The sequence below is a fragment of the Effusibacillus dendaii genome, from assembly GCF_015097055.1.
Taxonomy (GTDB): domain Bacteria; phylum Bacillota; class Bacilli; order Tumebacillales; family Effusibacillaceae; genus Effusibacillus; species Effusibacillus dendaii.
This window is the reverse complement of the sequence record NZ_AP023366.1, coordinates 515,864-533,093: the sequence shown is the minus strand read 5'-3', so window position 1 is coordinate 533,093 and position 17,230 is coordinate 515,864. Positions and strand designations below refer to the sequence as shown.

Sequence of the window (17,230 nt, the reverse complement as noted above, 5' to 3'; positions counted from 1 at the left end):
TATTTTACAAGAAGAAAATAATCGTTTTGCCTCCTGTGATAGATTCGTTGATTTAGTATTTTTTATAGATCCAACAAGAAATTTGGCGTGATTTCTTCCGCTTTGGGAGCATCTTTGCGGTTTTGAAATGCCTTGGCGGTATTCAGCTTATGCTGCCTTGCAAACGCTTCAATGTCTTCAAATGGAGCTCGCTCTTTCATCATTTCAATGATACGGGCATGCTCTTCAACCGATTCCCGGGCACGTTGCGGCACAAAGGTAAATCCAGATTGACGAACACGGGCCATCCTTTGCCACGTCTGTTCAATCTGCTCTTTCAGATAGGAGTTGCCGCAACACTCATAGATGATCATATGAAACTTCCGGTTTAACTCCCCAAATTGCTCAAACTCAAAGTTATAAAGGGCCTCATTCATTTCTTCATTCATTTTTTCAAGGTCCGAGATTCCCTCCTTTGCAATTGTTTTTGAGCCGAGAGCCGTTGCGTATCCTTCAAGCACCGCCAATACAGACAGAGTCTCCAGATATTCGGTTTCATTGATCATGCTGACAATTGCGCCACTGTAGGGTTTGTACTGAATGAAGCCGTCCGATTCAAGTTGACGAATGGCTTCCCTCACCGGGATGGCGCTTAAATTCAACTCTCTGGCAATTTGGTCGATCACGATTCGATGGCCCGGCCCATAACTGCCATCCACAATCCGGGATCGAATGAATTCATAGGCATACTGAGTTTTGCTGATATTAGTTTTTAGATTTTCCATGGTTTAATCATATATAAAATCATATATGATTTCAAGTATATTTTTTAAAAAATCATATATGATCAAAAGAGCCAGCTATGTCATTGTTTCCCGCATTTGCCACATAAAGCCGGCCATCCGGGCTATAGGTCAGAGCATCCGGTTGGCTTCCTGTTTGGGCTCCACGGCACAGAACAAGCGAGATGATTTACGTCGAGTGCAAAGTCTATTTGTAAATAAAAAAGTCTCCTAGTTTAAGGAGACCCGTCTGCTGAAGAATGATTACTTCATCAGTCCTTTTCTTTCAAAATGATAATCTTCTCTGTTCCTACAGGAAATTTGAGAGCAAAATGACAACCCCGACACCCCAGCAATAGTAGGCAAATGGACGCATGGCGTCGATCTCATGCTTTTTAAACCAATTCATTAAGATCCACACACTTACGTATGCAAATACACCCGCCAATACCCCGCCGATCAAGGATGTTTGAAATAACCCGTGAATGCCTGAGTTAGCCAACTTGGGAACTTCAAGCACAGCCGCACCTGCAATCACCGGGGTCGCCAATAACATAGAAAAGCGTGCCGCCGCTTCATGCTTCAGACCCATCCAGAACCCGGCGACCATACTGGCTCCCGAACGTGAGAATCCAGGAATCAATGCCAATGATTGGAACAATCCCACAACGATCGCTTGTCCATACGTCAGATCATTAATATCTTTCGTACCTCGGGTACGCCACTTTTCTCCAAAGTAGAGGAACAAACCGTTTACGATTAGAAAAATGGCGGCACTGGTTACGTTACTAAAAATATGGCGAAGCGGCTTTTCAAATACGACTCCGATAAGTCCCGCCGGAATGGTCGCTACCAGAATCAGCACCAACAAATGACGTGCATTCTTTTGCCTCCTGTCAAAAATGGATCGGATGATGTCAATCCACTCATCCCGGAAAAACAGTAAAAGAGCTAAGGCTGTTCCTAAGTGAAGCATGACCACATACGGGAGAAAGTGTTCTTTTAAAAATTCAGGATCAAGGTTCCAATGAAATACGTACGGTGTCAGTACTCCGTGTGCAACGCTGCTGATGGGAAACAACTCGGTTATTCCTTGAATAATTGCAAAAACAATAGTTTGTAAGAGATCCACTGTTGATTCCTGCCTTTCCAGTAATGACTCAATGTTAGAATACCACCTTTTGACTTCACACAGCCATTTATTTACACAGAAATAACAATTCCCTAACAACGACTTCATAACTTTGTTTCATACTTAACCATGCTAATGACTATGAAAAACTACAAGGAGGAAAGATTGTGAAAAAATGGTTGCGTAAAAAAACCCTGGCGACAGTTGTATGCTCTTTTTCCGCCACTGCATCATTTGGTTTTTCCCCAGTGCAAGCCGCAACAGAAACAAGTTCACCTATCAAACACACCGTGGTTATCTTTCAGGAGAATCGTTCCTTTGACAATTATTTCGGTACATATCCGACAGCTCCAGGCTTTCACGCGCTTCCAGGCACACCCAAGGATGTCAAAAATATCCCGGCTGGCGCTTTTAATCCGGATGAAAACGGCAATCCCGTATATCCCTATTTATTTCCGTTAGATCAACTGCAAACGAAAGATGTGGATCACGGCTTTGATCATATGATGGAAATGGTTGACGGCGGAAAGATGGACAAATTTTATCTTGTCAATAACCGTCGCGGCGCAGGAAAAATTGCAATGGGATATTACGATTACCATGCAATACCTGCTTACTGGCAATATGCTCAACATTTTGCCCTGGCGGATAATTTCTTCCAACCTGTCTACGGACCTTCAACGCCGGGCGCATTATACCTGGTAGCCGCTCAGTCCGGCACAAAAGACCAGCCGATCAAGGGAGACCCGACTCCCAAAAATGAACCATACGGCGGTGATAACCCAAAATCCGCGCTTTCCTACAATCTCACTTACAAAAACATAGGTGATACATTGTCGGAACACAACAAGACTTGGGCCTGGTATCAGGGGGGTTACACGGCAAACGACAATACGTACTCTCCTCACCACAATCCTTTTCAATACTTCCAAAACTATGAGGACGGAAAGTATAAGAACAATCTGAAAGACACCAATGATTTTGTGAAAGACATCGCAAACGGCAAATTGCCTGATGTGAGCTTCTTAAAGGCAGGATACCCCGAAGACGAGCATCCCGGATACAGTACACCCGAAGGAGAAGACTTCACTGTTAAAATGATCAATGCGATCATGAACAGCCCATATTGGAAAGACACGGCCATCATCGTCACCTATGACGAGTCGGGCGGATACTGGGATCATGTTGCACCGCCCCAAGTGACTCCAGGCCCTGACGGACTGCAAGGAAACGGCCCGCGCATTCCAGCATTGGTGATTTCTCCATATGCGAAGGAAAACTATGTAAGCCACGTTCCATATGACACAACGTCGATTCTGAAGTTTATTGAGTGGAACTATCACCTCCCCACTCTCAATAACCGCGACGCTAGTGCCAATAACATTCTGGATATGTTTGATTTTAACCATCCGAACTTTGCTGCTTACATGTACAATGACGGAAGCCTGACACCGGCAAAAACGTACGGAACACCGGTGAAAGTTCAACTTAACAACGCTCTGCTGGGAGTGAGCACCCCTGGGGAAGCCCCCTTTATCGATACAAAAGGGAATGTAATGGTGCCCCTCGTTGACTTTGTACGCAGTATCAACGGCCGTATATTGGGCAACAACAACGAAAACGATCAAAACAACGACAAGAATCAAAACAACAACCAGAACGAAAATGATCGTAACGCTCAAAATGACGGTGCAAAAGACGAAATCTCGTTCAAATTCAATGGGAAACCTGTCCATTTGAAAACTCAAACGTGGGTAAGTCCTACCAAGCAAACCTATGTGCCGTTAAAATCTTTAGTCGACGCTCTCGGTTGGTCCATGCAGACTGAAAACGGAGTTGTTACCGTGACCAGCAAATAAAAAGTGATTCCCTGGAAAGGACCTATGGTTTCCAACCCGTGGTCCTTTTCTTTTCCCTATTGGGAGCCTCATGTTGACTGTCAAAGTCAAATTCTTGTACCAAATTCTTCACGAAAAATTCACCGTTACTTTAACTGATTTTTATCTTTCACACGTATTCTAGAAGTGCAAGGGATGATAGCAAAGAATTGATATCGTTGCTTGTATTCAAAGAGAACAGGAGGTATTCGAATGATTTTACGACAACTGCAAACGATTGTTTCCAAAACGAATCGGAAAAACCTTGGCTGGTATCAGATCTCATTGTCCGACAAAAATACGGCTTCCGACCTGGTCAATAGTCTCCGCAGTTCCGGATATGAAGTACGCATCGAAACGGAATCCGCCGAATGGAAGATACGTTTCAAGCGTTGAGTTGGATAAGTGGTGACCATCATTGTCACCTTTCCACTATTTGGAATGCCCTTCATTACCGTACGCATTATAACAGTGCCAATAGTGGGATTACTAACCCCTGCTTACTCGATTCGTATTTTAAAAACGATAAATAAATAAGTTATATTGCAGGCTTTCGATTTGCGCCAAATATTGATTTACTTCGTCCTGTACATAATTGTTATTCTCAAAATTAAACCGGGATGGCAACCACCGGATCCCCTCCTGCGGCCTGAATCGCTTGGATGGCAGAAACGGCATCAACATACTCCATGGAAACATACGCAACTCCCTGTTTGCCGTCTTTCTCACTTCGGGAAAATCGCGTCTTGTAAAGATCTCCGTAAATTTCGTCACAATACCCATTTTCCAATAACGCATGCATAATATGTTGCTTGTAATACATGTTCCGCTTTCTGCAAACCGTTCTACTTGCTCTCGGGATATCCGATAACCCGCCGCAATGATCTTGTCGATCATTTCAAGTGAGACCTTGTGGCGCTTCTCGATTACAGGATTACAGAGCAGTTCAATCGCAGGATGTCCCGGCTCCACATAGAATCCAAGAATATGCGCCCGTGTCTTTCTTTCAAAATCATACGCTGATATTTCAATACCGGGTACGATTTCTACACCCAACTCCCGCCCGATGACCATCGCCTGTTCCAGACCTTTTGCAGCAACGGGTATCCTTCATACATTTCAACCAGTATGAGATCTGCTGTTTTTTCCTGCTCAAGCGTACCCAGTTACGCATCAATCCCCAGCGCTTGTGCAGGATTGAGACTGATCTTCCTTACTGCTTGGGGCAAATCGATTCCCTCTGCAACCAACTTGCATACAACTGGCAACATCGTCGATGGATGATAATCGGAGCACAGCACGTCCGCATACCCCGCTTTGATTGCATCGATCGCTTTCATGTTGTTGCCGTGGGAACTGCCGCGAACCACATTTGGCGCACCCACGCAGACATGAATATTTCTTTCCTTTGCTCGGCGCGCCGCCTTCAGATTCACAGGAAACTCACTGATCCTGATACCATACCCAAGCATCTGATCCACTTTGTCCGGCGAATCATCGTCGTGGGAAGCGACGCTAATATTAAGGGACTTTGCGTACCGGGCAAGTTTCTTCAGCCGGTTCCATTCGATTTGTTGCTGCCATGCAATGATTTTCTCAACCATCTCCTTGGCCAGTTCATCCTTAAATCCATAGGTTTTCATGACATACGCTTCATACGTCCCTGGCGCAGCGAATTGCCCCTATCCTGGTGTATGGTCCATATAGGAGAGAAGGTCGATCTTACCCTGCTGCAAAAGATGTTCCACGGCTTGCAGTCCGGGAAGGTTCGTTATCTCGTACCGCAAGTGAACGCGGTGCCGGATCGAAGACCGGGTATTTCGGTGCCGGACAATATTTTCGATAATCTGGACCACCATATCATTGTTCCGAACCCCGACTCCGTCTGCTAACGAGACAGAGTGATACATCGTAGTGATTCCGTTCCCGGGCAGCAAATACATCCTGGTTGCATCCAATGCCTGATCTGATGGCTCGTCTGCTGTAACCGGAAGCCCAGTTGGCCGTATCTCCGCTATGCGATCCCCTTCAACCAAAAGATCGCCTTTTATTACCCGGTCAGGAAGGACCATCTCGGCATTCCGAATGCAAAGCCGCTTTTGACTCATACCGTCACCCTCCCGCCGTTTAATACTCCTTGGTGCATGGTGTAGCGGGAATTCACCACCGAATCCATAAACTCCAGATCATGAAAAATACCGAGCATACTGGTTCCTGCTTTTTAGGCCTGTAACCATCTCTTTGACAGATTCTTTGGAACGGTTGTCAAGCGACGCAACTGGTTCATCGAGTAACAGGAGCTTCGGGCGTCTTACCAACGCTCTTGCCAGATTTAAACGTAACTTTTCCCCGCCGCTAAATGTGTTCGGGTAAGCATCCCACAGCACTTCCGGAAGTTGGAAGTGCCGCAGCATCTGTTTGGCCTCCTCGACTGCTTTCGCCTCATCGCATCCGATTTCCATAAGTCCCTCTGCCACCACACCCAACGCTGTAATCCGGGAAGCACTTTTAAAAATTGGGACACATATCCGATCTCGCACCGTCGGATAGCGATAACCTGCTGTTCGGAAGCAGTTGCGAGGTCGATTGTAGCGAACTGTTCCGATTGAAAACGGATCGATCCCGAAGTAGGAATATAGGTTCGATAGATGCATTTCAGGATGGTGGATTTCCCCGCACCGCTTTATCCGGTTATGCCGACAAATTCACCCTGTTCGATTGTAAAATTTGCCTCTCTGCAGCCAACAATCTGTTTTTGCTGAGTTTGGTGAAGCGTGAATGACTTCGTTAAATTTTCCGTATGCAGTAGCAAGCCCATTATGTTCCCTCCTCAGAGCATCGAATTGATTAAAATCTGGGAATACTCGTGCTGCGGATCCTCCAGGATCTGGTCGGTAAGACCTGCTTCTACCACACGTCCGTTTTTCATTACCAGCGTCCGGTTGGTTAACATTCGAATCACGGAAAAATCATGGCATACTACGATCATTGTGATGCCAAGCGTTCTTTGGATCTGTCGGATCAAATCCAGCACGCGTGCCTGAACAGAAACATCAAGGCCAGTGGTGACCTCATCCAACAACAGCAGCGAAGGATTATTTGCCAACGCTTTCGAGATCTGTACGCGTTGCTGCATCCCGCCGCTGAAATTCTTTGGACAATCGTCCATTCGTTCAATCGGAATTTCCGTTCTTGCAAGCAGTTCTTGTGCCCGTTCCCGGATCTTACCGACATGGTGCCAATCCGCTGTCAACAGCTTCTCCGCGTTATTTCCGCCGCTCGTAAAATCGAGCCGCAGCCCGAGTTGCGGATTCTGGTACACCATACCCATCAAACAATTGCGAACCCGTCTTTTCTTCTGGCTGCTGAGGGCAAGCAGGTTGGTTTTCCCTTCTTCGTAGTTTTGCAAGTACACCTCTCCCGACGAAAATGTGTCATCGAAGTAGAGCGACTTGATCAAGGTGCTTTTACCAGATCCGCTTTCTCCCACAATGCAAAGGATTTCGCCCGGATACACATCAAAGCTGATAGGACCGCCGGCAACGATTGAACCGCATTTCGGACAAATATTGCTTTCTCTCTCAGGTCCCGTTCCTTCCATACATTCCCCACAGCTTCGGCCATAGATTTTACTGACATTCCTTACGCGAAGAAGCGGTTGTTCCGGGACAGCCATTCTTCTATTCATTCCATCGGCCCCCTAATTCCACTGGAATCCCCTGTGCTTTGTTTCGCATTTTCAGACAATAACTTGTATCTGAACAGTAGAAATGACGTTCTCCCGTTTGATTGTCGAACACTTCATCCAGGTAAGAATCGGTGCTCCCGCAATATTCGCAGGATTTTTCGCCAAAATCTTCAACGTGGAAATGATAATCTTCAAACTGGAGCGGAACCACGTCGGTATAAGGAGGAATCGCATAAATCCGTTTCTCCCGGCCCGCACCGAACAGGAACAATGTTTCTGCCTGGTGCAGTTTGGGCACATCAAACCGTGGAATCGGCGAGGGGTCGATCACATAACGACCATTGACTGATACGGGGTATCGGTGAGAAAGTGTAATTTCTCCCCACTTTACGATATCTTCATACAGGAATACCCATCGTTTGCTGTAATCCTTTTCCGCATGCATTCTTCGGGTTTTCCTTTCACTGGGCTCCCCCTAGCGCAGTGCTTCGGGATAGGGAACCTGAAACACCCGTATTTGATGTTCCTTCATTTTCTCTTCCGGAATCCGGTGCCGGGTTTGGATGATGGTTGCCTTCAGTGTGTCCATTGTTGTCTCGACGTTGGTTGTCTCTGCAATCAGTTCACGCAGGTTGCAGGCGTTAACGCTGTCGTCACAGCCTTGGTCAATGACTTTAACGATGTCATCCTTTCCCACAATCGATAATGTAATCTGCAACCCGCCGGTTCCCCAACCTCTCGCGATCGGCAGTTCACGTGATCCAAACGGGACCTGATAGCCGGGAATGGCGACCGCTTTTAACAGCTTTCTGCGGATTTCTTTCTTTGTATTCTCATCAAGAAACCCATAATTGTAGATGCTCATTTTTCATTTGCCCCCGTTTCTGAATCGACCGGACCCAGATCGATTCAGCCTGAAAATCTACATAGTGCGGAAGTTTCCAGTGAGAGACAAATCCGGATGCTTCGATGCCGTCAATAATAAGCAATGCCATCATGGCTCCGGTTTCCCCGCGGGCAAGCGACTGCAGCCGCATGGCGCAGGAAGCCGGAAACTGAATGGAATGCCGAGTGATATCGTCGATCGAATCCTGATTCGCATTGCCCTTATCGCGGTCTTCCAACAGACCTTCACTCCGCAGCAACTCCACGACTTTCGGAAAATCAGGAATGGGCTGATCCGGTTCCGTTTTTACCTCGGAAAGATATTGCTCCGTGAAGGCACGCACATGCTGTTCGGTTTCATCTGCCAGCTCAAACTTGAGCAGCCGCTTCGTATAATCCCGAGTTGGACCCAGGTACTGGCCGCCGGGAATATTCTTGAAAGCGGTCGAAATCCGGCGAACCACCCTGATTTTTCTTCTATTGATTGCCCGGAAAGCATTCAGCAGAAACCTTGAAACTACGTAAAAAACAGGATGCGGCGTGATATTTCTCGCAGCTGACAGGCCCAAAGGCATACTTAGCAATATCCCGAGCACGGTTTCCAAAAGAGCAATTTGGACCGTTTCATACATCGCAACCAGATAGCGCTGTGTACCGGTAAAATCCATCGGAAACATGCGGCCGGTAAAATCAGACATGGCAGCCCTGCCATCTATCAATTCCGGTATGCTAAAGTTGGTTTCTTCTACAGTCCATATCAGGACAAGAACAACAAGCAAAGTAAACAATAGATTTTTGAGGTTGGTTAAAATTCTTCAGCAAGTTCATTACCTGAATCGAGGTCTTTGGGTCCAAACTCACGACCGGTTCATCAGCCAACAGAATGGAAGGTTTCTGTAAAAGAGTGCGTGCGATGGCGACCCGCTGCTGTTGTCCCCCGCTAAGTTGATCCGCTCTCTGGTACATCTTCTCTTTCATCCCGACTCTGTCAAGGCACTGAACCGCGAGCTCCATAATACATTTTCCAAAACAGTGATTCGCTTAACCAGGTTAAATTGTTGAAAGATCATCCCACAAGCGATCGAACCTTTTTCAAGTCTTTCCTGTTTTTTCCCAACTGAATATTATCGACAATTACGGAACCGTGCGTGGGAGTTACCAGTCCATTAATGCAACACAAAAGAGAAGATTTGCCAGCACCGCTGGGGCCAAGAAAAACCACAAATTCACCTTGCTGGATTTCCATATGAATGTCACTGAGCGCTTTAACACCCGTGCCATAGACCTTCTCCAAATTTAGAATCTGAATCATAGGCAAATCCCTCTTTTCACAAGATTTCTCTTCTTATTTTTTCTTAGCCAAATCAATTCCCAAGAGGTTTGCCGCATCACGAACCGGGTTGTAAAATTCCTTGTTTGTTTCCATGTACTTCTCAACTTTGCCAATACCACCAATCGCGCTGGGGTCTTTTTCATGAACACTGATCAAGGCCTGTTTGAGTTTCTTTTTGATTTCAGGATCCAGGTCGCTCCGTACGGCAATGGGTGACCCCGGAATCAGGTCAGATTTCCAGATCACATTGATTTCATCTTGCTTGATCACACCCTGGCTGATCATTGCTTGACACCCCCTTGGTCTTGCCCGTTTATTTCGAGAGAACCACCTCCCCAAAATCAACGAGACACTGGTTCATATCGCCGCGAATCCGGGTTATTCCGTATTCAACCGGAAACCCGTCCGGATGATGCATCACACTTTCAATCCGTAAAATGGGCACATCTTCCGGCATATTTAAAACTGCCGCATCCTTAATAGTCGGAAATATTGCCGAGAAAACGGATCTTTTCCGAAGCGGAGTGAAATGATAATTCTCCTTTAATAGTCCGTAAAGCGACCGGAAGTCCTTGAGGTATCTCTCGAGACCAGGCACCATTTTTTCCGGTAACACAGATGTTGTTACGGACAATGTTCATGTTGTCCGTAAACCGGAAGGAATCCCCGTTTGTCTTTGAATCATAGGTCCCCTCCCCTTCTGGCCATGAAAGCAAAAAAGCGGGAACATTGAGACCGGTTCCAATACCTCCGATTTAGTTTAACGGTCGATATGGAACTTACGAGTTTTGGAACGAATTCTGTCTGTCAAAAGCTGAGAATTCACAAAATCTCTTTTCCGAATCACCGGTGCCGAATCGACATATTTCTTTGCAAATTCCATGAAAAAGGATTCCGGTTTCCCGTACCGCTCAATTACTTGTTGTCTGGTCAATCCGTGTACCATTTCGCAATGTACCGTTGTCAACAATTCCAACAATTCCGAGCAAACTGGGCATTTTACCACCCGCACCGCTCCTTTTCCCTGTGTTGCAATTAAGTTACCAAATATGTATGAAGATCTTGTTTTCGGACTGTTAATTTTTTGTATAGAGAGAAAGGCTTCCAGTTAGTATACTCTCTTACAATTTCTTAATGAATCGACCATAAAATCTCCATAATATAACGCTACACTGAAGCTGTAATTGAAATCTGGTTTACAGGAGTTTGATAGTGATGGAACCTGTTATCACGCTGGCTGAAAGAGAAGATTTTGCCGAAATGATACAATTGGCAGATTTAACGCTGCCTGACAGAATGAACCTGCATGAGTTGAAAAAGTACTTTGAACTGTTTCCCGATTTGATTTTCAAGGCAACATATGAACGTAAGATCATTGCATTTTGTTGCGCCGGCATCGATATGTATCAATCTACCGGGTGGCTGCTGTTCAATATCGTAAAAAAAGAATTTCAAGGGAATGGAATCGGGAAACGATTGATCCGGACCCGGCTGACAGCTCTTGAAAAATTTCCGACTGTAAACCGGGTATTGGTTACCGTAAGTGAACTGAATAGGCCCTCCATCCGTGCGTTAGAATCATTCGGATTTAAATTCGTAGAAAGAGAACCCAATTATTACGGGCCGGGTAAGCACCGCGACATTTTTGAGCTGCCAATCGTCAGAAAACAACCGAAAGCATCCCCACTTGTTGCTTCTTTCCTATGACGAATGGTTTTTGATCATCCGCTGCCATACGTTTTCACTCGCAGTCTCACTGTTTTCAATTCGTTCGATAGCCATTTGGACCTGCATTCCGACTTCAAACTCAGGGTCGTTTTGGGCAGCGCACAGAGCTGGAATGGCTGACTTGTCCCCTACTTCGTACAAGAATCGTGCGGCACGCCAGCGAACGATTTTACTTGGATCTTTTAGCGCCTCCTGCATGGGGCCGATAGCAGTTGGATCCCCGAATCCACAGACATACCGATGTGGGATAGGTCCAGAGAAATAGTTGTTCCCGCCAAATGAGTATCTGTCTCTTTCATTAACTCCAGGAATTCGTTTTTAGCCCTCATGCATTCTTCGGCTATTCGGGTATTTTCCCCTATGTATTCAAGAGAAAAAAAATATCCCTTCTTTGTTAGATCTAACGCCTTCGCAATTCCATCTCTCCTCGTTTCCCCTGTTACGAAACGCTTGGCTGCACGAAGTAATAAAGGATACAACTCTGTCGAATTTTGAATATACTCCTTAATTTGCACATTCCGGGCAATCGATTTCAATGCGCTTGCTGCAAGCATTTCTTCGTTGGACATCGTATGTAAACCCCTTTCCATCCATTTGATCAACTAAACTTTTTATTTCTAAAATACCGTGGTAAACTGGTTTCCAGTAGAGCCACTTATAATTCATTTTGTTGGTGGAATTTTACCAATTCAACGGCGTGTTCAATTGATTCAGTTCGCCCGAACAGCTGGCTGCTACATTGTGGAGGATGATTACGACAGTGAATTTCGTTATGAAGGAGCTCCTCTTAATTCCTTGCAGGGGCTGGACCCGGATCGAGTCATCTATATCGGGACATTCAGCAAAATACTATCTCCTGCACTTCGACTTGGATATTTGATTTCCCCCCCCTCTTTGACAGAGCGTTTCCGAAACCTCAAATGGTTTACGAATCTACATACGCCGTCACTGAAACAATTGACTCTTGCCCGATTTATTGAAGAAGGACATTTAAAACGCCATATCGCAAAAATGAAAAAAACATATCACAAACGTCGGGATTATTTGATCGATTCCTTAACCCGATATTTCCCGACTCGGATAAATATTTTCGGTCATTCCACCGGGCTGCATCTGGTGGTTGAATTTTCGGACGTGGAATTTACTCAACCGTTGCTGGAAAAAATCGAACAAAACGGTGCTCGGGTATACCCGGTTGAAATCCATGCCATTGAGAAAGGCGACATCAAAATCGGGTAATTTTGGGGTATGGGAATTTGACTGAAGAGAAGATTGAAGAAGGGATTCATAGATTATATGAGGTATTATCCTAAATACATATGGAAACCACACCATGCGGATGTGGGTTTCCAAGTTCGCAGATTCCGCATCCTGCCTCATTGATATTGGCTCATATCATATTTACGCAACAAGCTTTCCAATTTCAACGCCTCTCCGATATTCCCTTTGATTTTCAGCTTGCCTGTCATGAAAGCGGCTGTTCCGTTCAAGTTTCCAAGTAGAAAGTCTTTAACATTATCTACCGACATTTCGAATACGCAGGCGGCCTCAGCGGGTGCACCATTTTCGACCTTTGCTGTTCCGTCGGATAAATGTAGCTGGTAGATTCCGGCCTCATTTCCGGACAAATCGTATTGATATACGACATTCATACCTTGAATCGGTTCCGGATTTGCATTCAATACCTTTTCTATTTGCTGAAAAATTTCCTCTACGCTCGAATTTTTAATCATTTCCCATTCTCCTTTCTTTTCTGAAAAATAAATGTATAGCTCACACGCTTTAGAGACCGGCCGCAATGACTTTTTTCTGAATTTGATTTGTCATCATCCATTCCCTAAGCTGTTAAAAAAGGACAGGTTCAGCCAATTAAATGGCTCCCCTGTCCCTTTTAATTTATTTTTCCGGTATTTCGGCAAAAAAACGCCGGGGGTACAAGTTTTGCAGGTAAACGTTTTAAAGAAGAAAGCAATAGACGATCATAATACTTTCTTGCCCAGACTTGTATCCCCAAAGGCATCCCTGCCTGATCAAGGCCTACCGGAATAGATGCTGCCGGGATGCCTGTGATACTGCTAATCACCGTCATCAGCGGATCGCAGGTAGATTGAAGGCCTGCAGGAGCAGATCCCAAAGTGGAAGGAAGCATCACGATATCAAATTCATCAAATAGAAGATCCACTTGTGCACTTAATTCATTTCGCCTATTCAAAGCTTCAAAATACGAATCGATTGTAATTTTTTTGCCGTCTTCAATCACGCCTCTTATTTCTTCCCCTACTTTTTCCCTATCGCCTTGCTCCACGATGAAACCAAGCAAATCACTTGCCTCTGCCAGAAAAATAGGCTGGTATATTTTTTCTGCAGACAAAAACCAATCCGGCAAAGGGATTTCCTTAACACGATACCCTTCTTCTTTAAGTCGGCGAGTATACTCCTTCATTGCCTGACTCATTTCAGGGCTCAAAGAGACCTGCTTGTCGCAATCAAACACCCCAATGGTTAAATCGGAAGAAAATTCCTGTGGGGGCGCTAAATAACTTGATGACGGATCCTTTCTATCGTACTGAGCAAGAACTTCAAACACACTTGTTATATCTTCCGGACTGCGGGCAAGTATACCCGGATGGTCGAAGGAGCGGGTTAAATGCGTCATACCGGCGGAACTGATGACACCGAAACTTGGTTTAAAGCCATATATACCGCAAAAGCTGGCAGGCCGGATTGTTGAACCCTTTGTTTGGCTTCCGATTGCAACCGGAACCATGCCTGCCGCAACGGCAGCCGCAGAACCGCTGCTTGATCCGCCAGGCGTATGTTTTAAGTTATGAGGATTTCTCGTTGGGCCAGGGCGGAACCAACAAAATTCGGTCAATTTGGTCGTTCCCAATATGATGCCGCCGGCATTTTCAATCAGACGTACCAAAGTTGCATCCGCTTCCGGTATTTTTACAGGTTTCACGTTGGCGCCGTTGCCTGGTGGACGCCCTGCAATTTCAAAAATATCTTTTAATCCGATTATCAGTCCTTTCAGCGGACCAGACTTCGTACCGCGATCCAGCAAGTCTGCCTTAACACGAGCTGAATCTTCAAAAACGGTTTCCCAGGCATGCAACTGATGATCCATACTTGCGATCGCCGCAAGACAAGCTTCCACATTCTCACGTACAGATTTGAATTGATTTCCCATTGATTCGCCTCCTCAATTCCCTTTGATGATTTGCTGTATTATATAAGTAATTCAACTAGTTAAAATTTAAACCTTCGAAATCCGTCGATGTGAGCATACATAAGAGTCCATTCAACAAATTGTTTACCCCTGAGCCGTTATTGATGAGCAGAAGTTCCAACTCCTCGGCAGGCAGAGCATCACTGATCAGATAGCCTTGTACTTCGTCACAGCTTTGCATGCACTGGAAAAGCAGCTGGTCTCCCGTCCGAATAGTTGATATAAAGTTTCCATCCATGAAAGCCCTTGGCGTCCCACTTTTGGGATCTATTAAGAGTACGGTTGCCTGGTGCGCTTCCTCGCCGCAGTTGCGATTTTCTTTCCAGAACCCCGGCAGCCTTTAGTCCAAGTGTTTCAATATTTGGTAAGTAACCTGCCTTTACGCTAAATACCGCATTATTTAAAATTACTTCTCGGATAACGGGGTAAGTAAAACCTTCTTTCGAGGAATGTGCCATATATGCTTCCTTAACTGCCTGTATCACACTTTCAAAAGTGAGTACACGTTTTAAATCATTTGTTGAAAGACATAAAATATCGGTCATTAGCTCTACACGCCTCCAAATTCATTTACCCTAATTTTTTTCTTTTAACTTCGTCCAGATACCCGTATATGGTCAATAGCTCCTTTTATTAAAAACAGCCCTTTTTCATTAAGGAAAGAAACAATTTTTATTTTGTCAGCTTTCGTCATTTCTTCAATCGAAACCGGATATTCATTGACGGCATGCCGGATCATATCTGTTACTACATTCCATACGTTATCAACGATCTCACTTTCTTCTTGAGAGGGATCTTCCTCATCAATTCGTAAAAATTCATCCAGAAATGAATTGGATTTCAGCAAATCGCCGATATCGAAATTAATACAAAAGGCCCCCACCGTTACGCCATCATCATCACGAATTAAAGCGGTTGTAGACTTAATGATTTTCCCGTTTGGTGTTGTGATTTTGTAATTACTAAGATAGTCGTTTCGAAATTTCCCTGACCGTAATACTTGGTAAAATAAATGACGGAACGACTCCCCTACTTTACGGTCTGTCACCCATCAGTTTTTTTGTGTATACTACGGAAGATTGGGGACGCGTTAGATCATGAAGCACAATTTCACACCGTGAACCGAATGTTTCAGCGACTGATTCGGCGATAGGAATAAATCTGGCAATATATTTATTGATCTGATTGTCAAATTCTTGTGACACAACAGTCCTCCTAACGAAATTTCCTCAACTCTATTGTAATAGACTAGAAAATACATTCATAAAAAATTATCTACAAAGAATAAAATTTTATCGATCACAACATCATATGCACAGCCCATAAAATAAAGGGATGACCCTAATTATCGGTCCATCCCCATCGCTCTCATTTCCTTACATCAGAACATCAGAATATTATTTTCATTTTCTCCAGGAAACATTACAATAAGATCAATGCGTAAAGCTAAGTCTTATTTTGACAGGAGGGGTTGCGATGAAAGATCAAAAAGAAGAGTGCGCAATCGACCACACTCTTCAAGATGTAAAGGAGAAGCTGCAGCCATTTCTTGCATTGGAATTTGGAACAAAATTAAGTACGCTTCTGGAGCAAGAAAAATTTAACCAGCAGCAACTCAATGAATTATTTCATCACTTGAAGAAGCTTACTAAATACCAAGATAAAATTAATGAGATCATTGAAGAAGTCAATTAAAAACTCCCCGTCTTGCCTAATGGAGAAAATCCGGCGCATCTTTCAATAGATTCCGCAATCGCCAATACTTTTTCTTTCTCGTGGAAGCCTCCAACAATTTGAATACCAAAGGGGAAACCCTCTTTCGTCCTTCCCACGGGCACAGTCGCCGCCGGATATCCCATTGCGTTCACAAAAACAAGATACGGGACAATCCGCCTTCCCAAATTCGCATGGACACGGTTCGTAACAAAACCGTGTTTGGGGGCTTCCACTGGAAAGACCGGGGTCAGTAACACCCCGTTTCCTTGAACGAGTTCCGTAAACCTCAGCCGTAAACGCTCCACTTCATCCATAAGAGTCCGTACCTTTTCCTCACTCGGAGCAAACAATCTCGCCCCTAAAAGAACAGACAGTATCCAACGATCGTAACGGCTCTTTGCAAAGAGAGACTTGAAATACTCCCGGTAAAAATGGAATTTTTCATCCTCTTTTATTTCTTCAATAATCTGCTCCCCTTTGTCTTGCAGAATGATTGACTGCCAGAGAGAAACAACCCCTTTTAAGTGTTTTCCGTCCATTTCCCGGACCGGACTGCGCAGTTCCATTTCCAACTCCTTGATCACTTTCCGACAAGTATCCAGGATATAAGACTTAACGGGTGCTCCAGGAATCTCCGGCATCCAAAACAATGGAAAGCTCTTCAAATCGACAGATTTGGGTTGGTGATCACTTAAAACAGAATAAAGAATCTTGAGATCGCCTGCTTCTCTCTCCAAAGATCCGATCGAATTCATATGCGCCTGGTGTTCAATATGTGGGTACTCACTATCAGTGGGAATACGATCATAGGAAGGTCGTATTCTGGTCGTTTTATTGAAGTATCCTTAGATCATTATTAGACTCACTTGATAATATACAGA

General features: G+C 44.8%; 25 protein-coding genes and 5 pseudogenes. 5 read left to right on the top strand and 25 right to left on the bottom strand.

All coding sequences use genetic code 11. The features are described 5' to 3' along the window. Window positions 1-62: 62 nt before the first annotated feature. The gene (locus skT53_RS02835) at window positions 63-764 is read right to left on the bottom strand and encodes a GntR family transcriptional regulator (RefSeq protein ID WP_200759672.1); all 702 of its coding nucleotides are present in this window, start codon (window positions 762-764) and stop codon (window positions 63-65) included. Between the two features lie 307 nt (window positions 765-1,071). Continuing rightward, window positions 1,072-1,893, bottom strand: coding sequence for an undecaprenyl-diphosphate phosphatase (locus skT53_RS02830; protein ID WP_200759671.1), 822 nt, complete (start codon window positions 1,891-1,893; stop codon window positions 1,072-1,074). Window positions 1,894-2,060: 167 nt separating this feature from the next. On the opposite strand from skT53_RS02830, the gene skT53_RS02825 reads away from it, so the two are divergent. Beyond that, window positions 2,061-3,752, top strand: a complete 1,692-nt coding sequence (locus tag skT53_RS02825; RefSeq protein WP_200759670.1) for a phospholipase C — start codon at window positions 2,061-2,063, stop codon at window positions 3,750-3,752. Between the two features lie 231 nt (window positions 3,753-3,983). Continuing rightward, a complete protein-coding gene (locus tag skT53_RS02820) occupies window positions 3,984-4,166 on the top strand; it encodes a hypothetical protein (RefSeq protein ID WP_200759669.1) in 183 nt (60 codons plus the stop codon). A gap of 214 nt (window positions 4,167-4,380) precedes the next feature. On the opposite strand, the gene skT53_RS02815 is transcribed toward skT53_RS02820, so the two are convergent. From skT53_RS02815 to skT53_RS02760, 14 genes and pseudogenes are all read right to left on the bottom strand, one after another. Beyond that, on the bottom strand, window positions 4,381-4,593 hold the full coding sequence (locus skT53_RS02815; RefSeq protein WP_200759668.1) for a hypothetical protein: 213 nt from the start codon (window positions 4,591-4,593) through the stop codon (window positions 4,381-4,383). 343 nt (window positions 4,594-4,936) lie between these two features. Continuing rightward, window positions 4,937-5,413, bottom strand: a complete 477-nt coding sequence (locus skT53_RS02810) for an amidohydrolase family protein (RefSeq protein ID WP_200759667.1) — start codon at window positions 5,411-5,413, stop codon at window positions 4,937-4,939. Window positions 5,414-5,452: 39 nt separating this feature from the next. Further along, window positions 5,453-5,878, bottom strand: coding sequence for an amidohydrolase family protein (locus tag skT53_RS02805; protein ID WP_200759666.1), 426 nt, complete (start codon window positions 5,876-5,878; stop codon window positions 5,453-5,455). 78 nt (window positions 5,879-5,956) lie between these two features. Next, window positions 5,957-6,232, bottom strand: a complete 276-nt coding sequence (locus tag skT53_RS18975) for an ATP-binding cassette domain-containing protein (protein ID WP_318978586.1) — start codon at window positions 6,230-6,232, stop codon at window positions 5,957-5,959. A gap of 38 nt (window positions 6,233-6,270) precedes the next feature. Further along, window positions 6,271-6,441: pseudogene (locus skT53_RS18970) on the bottom strand (ATP-binding cassette domain-containing protein); the annotation flags it as partial. A gap of 12 nt (window positions 6,442-6,453) precedes the next feature. Further along, window positions 6,454-6,588 carry a hypothetical protein gene (locus skT53_RS18965; protein WP_318978585.1) on the bottom strand — a complete coding sequence of 45 codons (135 nt, stop codon included), beginning with the start codon at window positions 6,586-6,588 and terminating at the stop codon, window positions 6,454-6,456. Between the two features lie 12 nt (window positions 6,589-6,600). Continuing rightward, a complete protein-coding gene (locus skT53_RS02795) occupies window positions 6,601-7,458 on the bottom strand; it encodes an ATP-binding cassette domain-containing protein (protein WP_404828929.1) in 858 nt (285 codons plus the stop codon). Further along, window positions 7,451-8,323, bottom strand: a pseudogene (locus tag skT53_RS02790) (alpha-D-ribose 1-methylphosphonate 5-phosphate C-P-lyase PhnJ). Before skT53_RS02790 ends, skT53_RS02795 begins: the two are co-directional and overlap by 8 nt. Next, on the bottom strand, window positions 8,295-9,041 hold the full coding sequence (locus skT53_RS02785; RefSeq protein WP_200759665.1) for a carbon-phosphorus lyase complex subunit PhnI: 747 nt from the start codon (window positions 9,039-9,041) through the stop codon (window positions 8,295-8,297). Before skT53_RS02785 ends, skT53_RS02790 begins: the two are co-directional and overlap by 29 nt. Window positions 9,042-9,072: 31 nt before the next feature. Next, window positions 9,073-9,357 carry an ATP-binding cassette domain-containing protein gene (locus skT53_RS19080; protein ID WP_200759664.1) on the bottom strand — a complete coding sequence of 95 codons (285 nt, stop codon included), beginning with the start codon at window positions 9,355-9,357 and terminating at the stop codon, window positions 9,073-9,075. 52 nt (window positions 9,358-9,409) lie between these two features. After that, the gene (locus tag skT53_RS18780; RefSeq protein ID WP_200759663.1) at window positions 9,410-9,655 is read right to left on the bottom strand and encodes an ATP-binding cassette domain-containing protein; all 246 of its coding nucleotides are present in this window, start codon (window positions 9,653-9,655) and stop codon (window positions 9,410-9,412) included. Window positions 9,656-9,688: 33 nt separating this feature from the next. Further along, a complete protein-coding gene (locus tag skT53_RS02770; RefSeq protein ID WP_200759662.1) occupies window positions 9,689-9,961 on the bottom strand; it encodes a PhnD/SsuA/transferrin family substrate-binding protein in 273 nt (90 codons plus the stop codon). 28 nt (window positions 9,962-9,989) lie between these two features. Then, complete coding sequence (locus tag skT53_RS02765; RefSeq protein WP_226375405.1) at window positions 9,990-10,292, bottom strand: UTRA domain-containing protein; 303 nt, start codon at window positions 10,290-10,292, stop codon at window positions 9,990-9,992. Between the two features lie 144 nt (window positions 10,293-10,436). Then, window positions 10,437-10,682: a hypothetical protein gene (locus tag skT53_RS02760; protein ID WP_200759660.1), complete on the bottom strand. Its 246-nt coding sequence runs from the start codon at window positions 10,680-10,682 to the stop codon at window positions 10,437-10,439. Between the two features lie 209 nt (window positions 10,683-10,891). On the opposite strand from skT53_RS02760, the gene skT53_RS02755 reads away from it, so the two are divergent. After that, window positions 10,892-11,383: a GNAT family N-acetyltransferase gene (locus skT53_RS02755; RefSeq protein ID WP_200759659.1), complete on the top strand. Its 492-nt coding sequence runs from the start codon at window positions 10,892-10,894 to the stop codon at window positions 11,381-11,383. Here skT53_RS02755 and skT53_RS02750 read toward each other — a convergent pair. Then, window positions 11,378-11,626: pseudogene (locus skT53_RS02750) on the bottom strand (HEAT repeat domain-containing protein); the annotation flags it as partial. The gene skT53_RS02755 and the pseudogene skT53_RS02750 overlap by 6 nt on opposite strands. After that, window positions 11,587-11,973, bottom strand: coding sequence for a hypothetical protein (locus tag skT53_RS02745; protein ID WP_200759657.1), 387 nt, complete (start codon window positions 11,971-11,973; stop codon window positions 11,587-11,589). The gene skT53_RS02745 and the pseudogene skT53_RS02750, both read right to left, overlap by 40 nt. A gap of 100 nt (window positions 11,974-12,073) precedes the next feature. Here skT53_RS02745 and skT53_RS02740 point away from each other — a divergent pair. Beyond that, window positions 12,074-12,717: pseudogene (locus skT53_RS02740) on the top strand (aminotransferase-like domain-containing protein); the annotation flags it as partial. Window positions 12,718-12,780: 63 nt separating this feature from the next. On the opposite strand, the gene skT53_RS02735 reads toward skT53_RS02740, so the two are convergent. The 6 genes from skT53_RS02735 to skT53_RS18765 all read right to left on the bottom strand — a co-directional run bounded on the left by skT53_RS02735 (window position 12,781) and on the right by skT53_RS18765 (window position 15,838). Further along, window positions 12,781-13,137: an SCP2 sterol-binding domain-containing protein gene (locus skT53_RS02735; RefSeq protein WP_200759656.1), complete on the bottom strand. Its 357-nt coding sequence runs from the start codon at window positions 13,135-13,137 to the stop codon at window positions 12,781-12,783. 158 nt (window positions 13,138-13,295) lie between these two features. After that, on the bottom strand, window positions 13,296-14,594 hold the full coding sequence (locus skT53_RS02730; protein WP_200759655.1) for an amidase: 1,299 nt from the start codon (window positions 14,592-14,594) through the stop codon (window positions 13,296-13,298). A 55-nt stretch (window positions 14,595-14,649) separates the two neighbouring features. Then, window positions 14,650-14,904 (bottom strand): hypothetical protein, encoded by a 255-nt coding sequence (locus skT53_RS19075; protein WP_404828948.1) that lies wholly within the window; start codon window positions 14,902-14,904, stop codon window positions 14,650-14,652. Further along, window positions 14,801-15,178: a hypothetical protein gene (locus skT53_RS18775; RefSeq protein WP_264175994.1), complete on the bottom strand. Its 378-nt coding sequence runs from the start codon at window positions 15,176-15,178 to the stop codon at window positions 14,801-14,803. The genes skT53_RS19075 and skT53_RS18775 overlap by 104 nt, the downstream gene beginning before the upstream one ends. Window positions 15,179-15,222: 44 nt before the next feature. Then, on the bottom strand, window positions 15,223-15,681 hold the full coding sequence (locus skT53_RS18770; protein WP_200759654.1) for a PAS domain-containing protein: 459 nt from the start codon (window positions 15,679-15,681) through the stop codon (window positions 15,223-15,225). Next, complete coding sequence (locus skT53_RS18765) at window positions 15,668-15,838, bottom strand: PAS domain-containing protein (RefSeq protein ID WP_200759653.1); 171 nt, start codon at window positions 15,836-15,838, stop codon at window positions 15,668-15,670. The genes skT53_RS18770 and skT53_RS18765 overlap by 14 nt, the downstream gene beginning before the upstream one ends. Before the next feature lie 271 nt (window positions 15,839-16,109). On the opposite strand from skT53_RS18765, the gene skT53_RS02710 reads away from it, so the two are divergent. After that, the gene (locus skT53_RS02710) at window positions 16,110-16,328 is read left to right on the top strand and encodes a group-specific protein (protein WP_200759652.1); all 219 of its coding nucleotides are present in this window, start codon (window positions 16,110-16,112) and stop codon (window positions 16,326-16,328) included. Here the strand turns inward: skT53_RS02710 and skT53_RS02705 are convergent. Beyond that, window positions 16,325-17,173: pseudogene (locus skT53_RS02705) on the bottom strand (amidase family protein); the annotation flags it as partial. The gene skT53_RS02710 and the pseudogene skT53_RS02705 overlap by 4 nt on opposite strands. Between the last annotated feature and the right edge of the window lie 57 nt (window positions 17,174-17,230).

Bases quoted from the DNA above. Each gene is read 5' to 3' on its own strand.
- skT53_RS02835 (WP_200759672.1), bottom strand. From the start codon at position 764: ATGGAAAATCTAAAAACTAATATCAGCAAAACTCAGTATGCCTATGAA.
- skT53_RS02820 (WP_200759669.1), top strand. From the start codon at position 3,984: ATGATTTTACGACAACTGCAAACGATTGTTTCCAAAACGAATCGGAAA.
- skT53_RS02815 (WP_200759668.1), bottom strand. From the start codon at position 4,593: ATGTATTACAAGCAACATATTATGCATGCGTTATTGGAAAATGGGTAT.
- skT53_RS02810 (WP_200759667.1), bottom strand. From the start codon at position 5,413: ATGAAAACCTATGGATTTAAGGATGAACTGGCCAAGGAGATGGTTGAG.
- skT53_RS02805 (WP_200759666.1), bottom strand. From the start codon at position 5,878: ATGAGTCAAAAGCGGCTTTGCATTCGGAATGCCGAGATGGTCCTTCCT.
- skT53_RS18975 (WP_318978586.1), bottom strand. From the start codon at position 6,232: ATGGAAATCGGATGCGATGAGGCGAAAGCAGTCGAGGAGGCCAAACAG.
- skT53_RS18965 (WP_318978585.1), bottom strand. From the start codon at position 6,588: ATGGGCTTGCTACTGCATACGGAAAATTTAACGAAGTCATTCACGCTT.
- skT53_RS02795 (WP_404828929.1), bottom strand. From the start codon at position 7,458: ATGAATAGAAGAATGGCTGTCCCGGAACAACCGCTTCTTCGCGTAAGG.
- skT53_RS02785 (WP_200759665.1), bottom strand. From the start codon at position 9,041: ATGTCTGATTTTACCGGCCGCATGTTTCCGATGGATTTTACCGGTACA.
- skT53_RS19080 (WP_200759664.1), bottom strand. From the start codon at position 9,357: ATGGAGCTCGCGGTTCAGTGCCTTGACAGAGTCGGGATGAAAGAGAAG.
- skT53_RS18780 (WP_200759663.1), bottom strand. From the start codon at position 9,655: ATGATTCAGATTCTAAATTTGGAGAAGGTCTATGGCACGGGTGTTAAA.
- skT53_RS02770 (WP_200759662.1), bottom strand. From the start codon at position 9,961: ATGATCAGCCAGGGTGTGATCAAGCAAGATGAAATCAATGTGATCTGG.
- skT53_RS02755 (WP_200759659.1), top strand. From the start codon at position 10,892: ATGGAACCTGTTATCACGCTGGCTGAAAGAGAAGATTTTGCCGAAATG.
- skT53_RS02745 (WP_200759657.1), bottom strand. From the start codon at position 11,973: ATGTCCAACGAAGAAATGCTTGCAGCAAGCGCATTGAAATCGATTGCC.
- skT53_RS02735 (WP_200759656.1), bottom strand. From the start codon at position 13,137: ATGATTAAAAATTCGAGCGTAGAGGAAATTTTTCAGCAAATAGAAAAG.
- skT53_RS02730 (WP_200759655.1), bottom strand. From the start codon at position 14,594: ATGGGAAATCAATTCAAATCTGTACGTGAGAATGTGGAAGCTTGTCTT.
- skT53_RS18775 (WP_264175994.1), bottom strand. From the start codon at position 15,178: ATGACCGATATTTTATGTCTTTCAACAAATGATTTAAAACGTGTACTC.
- skT53_RS02710 (WP_200759652.1), top strand. From the start codon at position 16,110: ATGAAAGATCAAAAAGAAGAGTGCGCAATCGACCACACTCTTCAAGAT.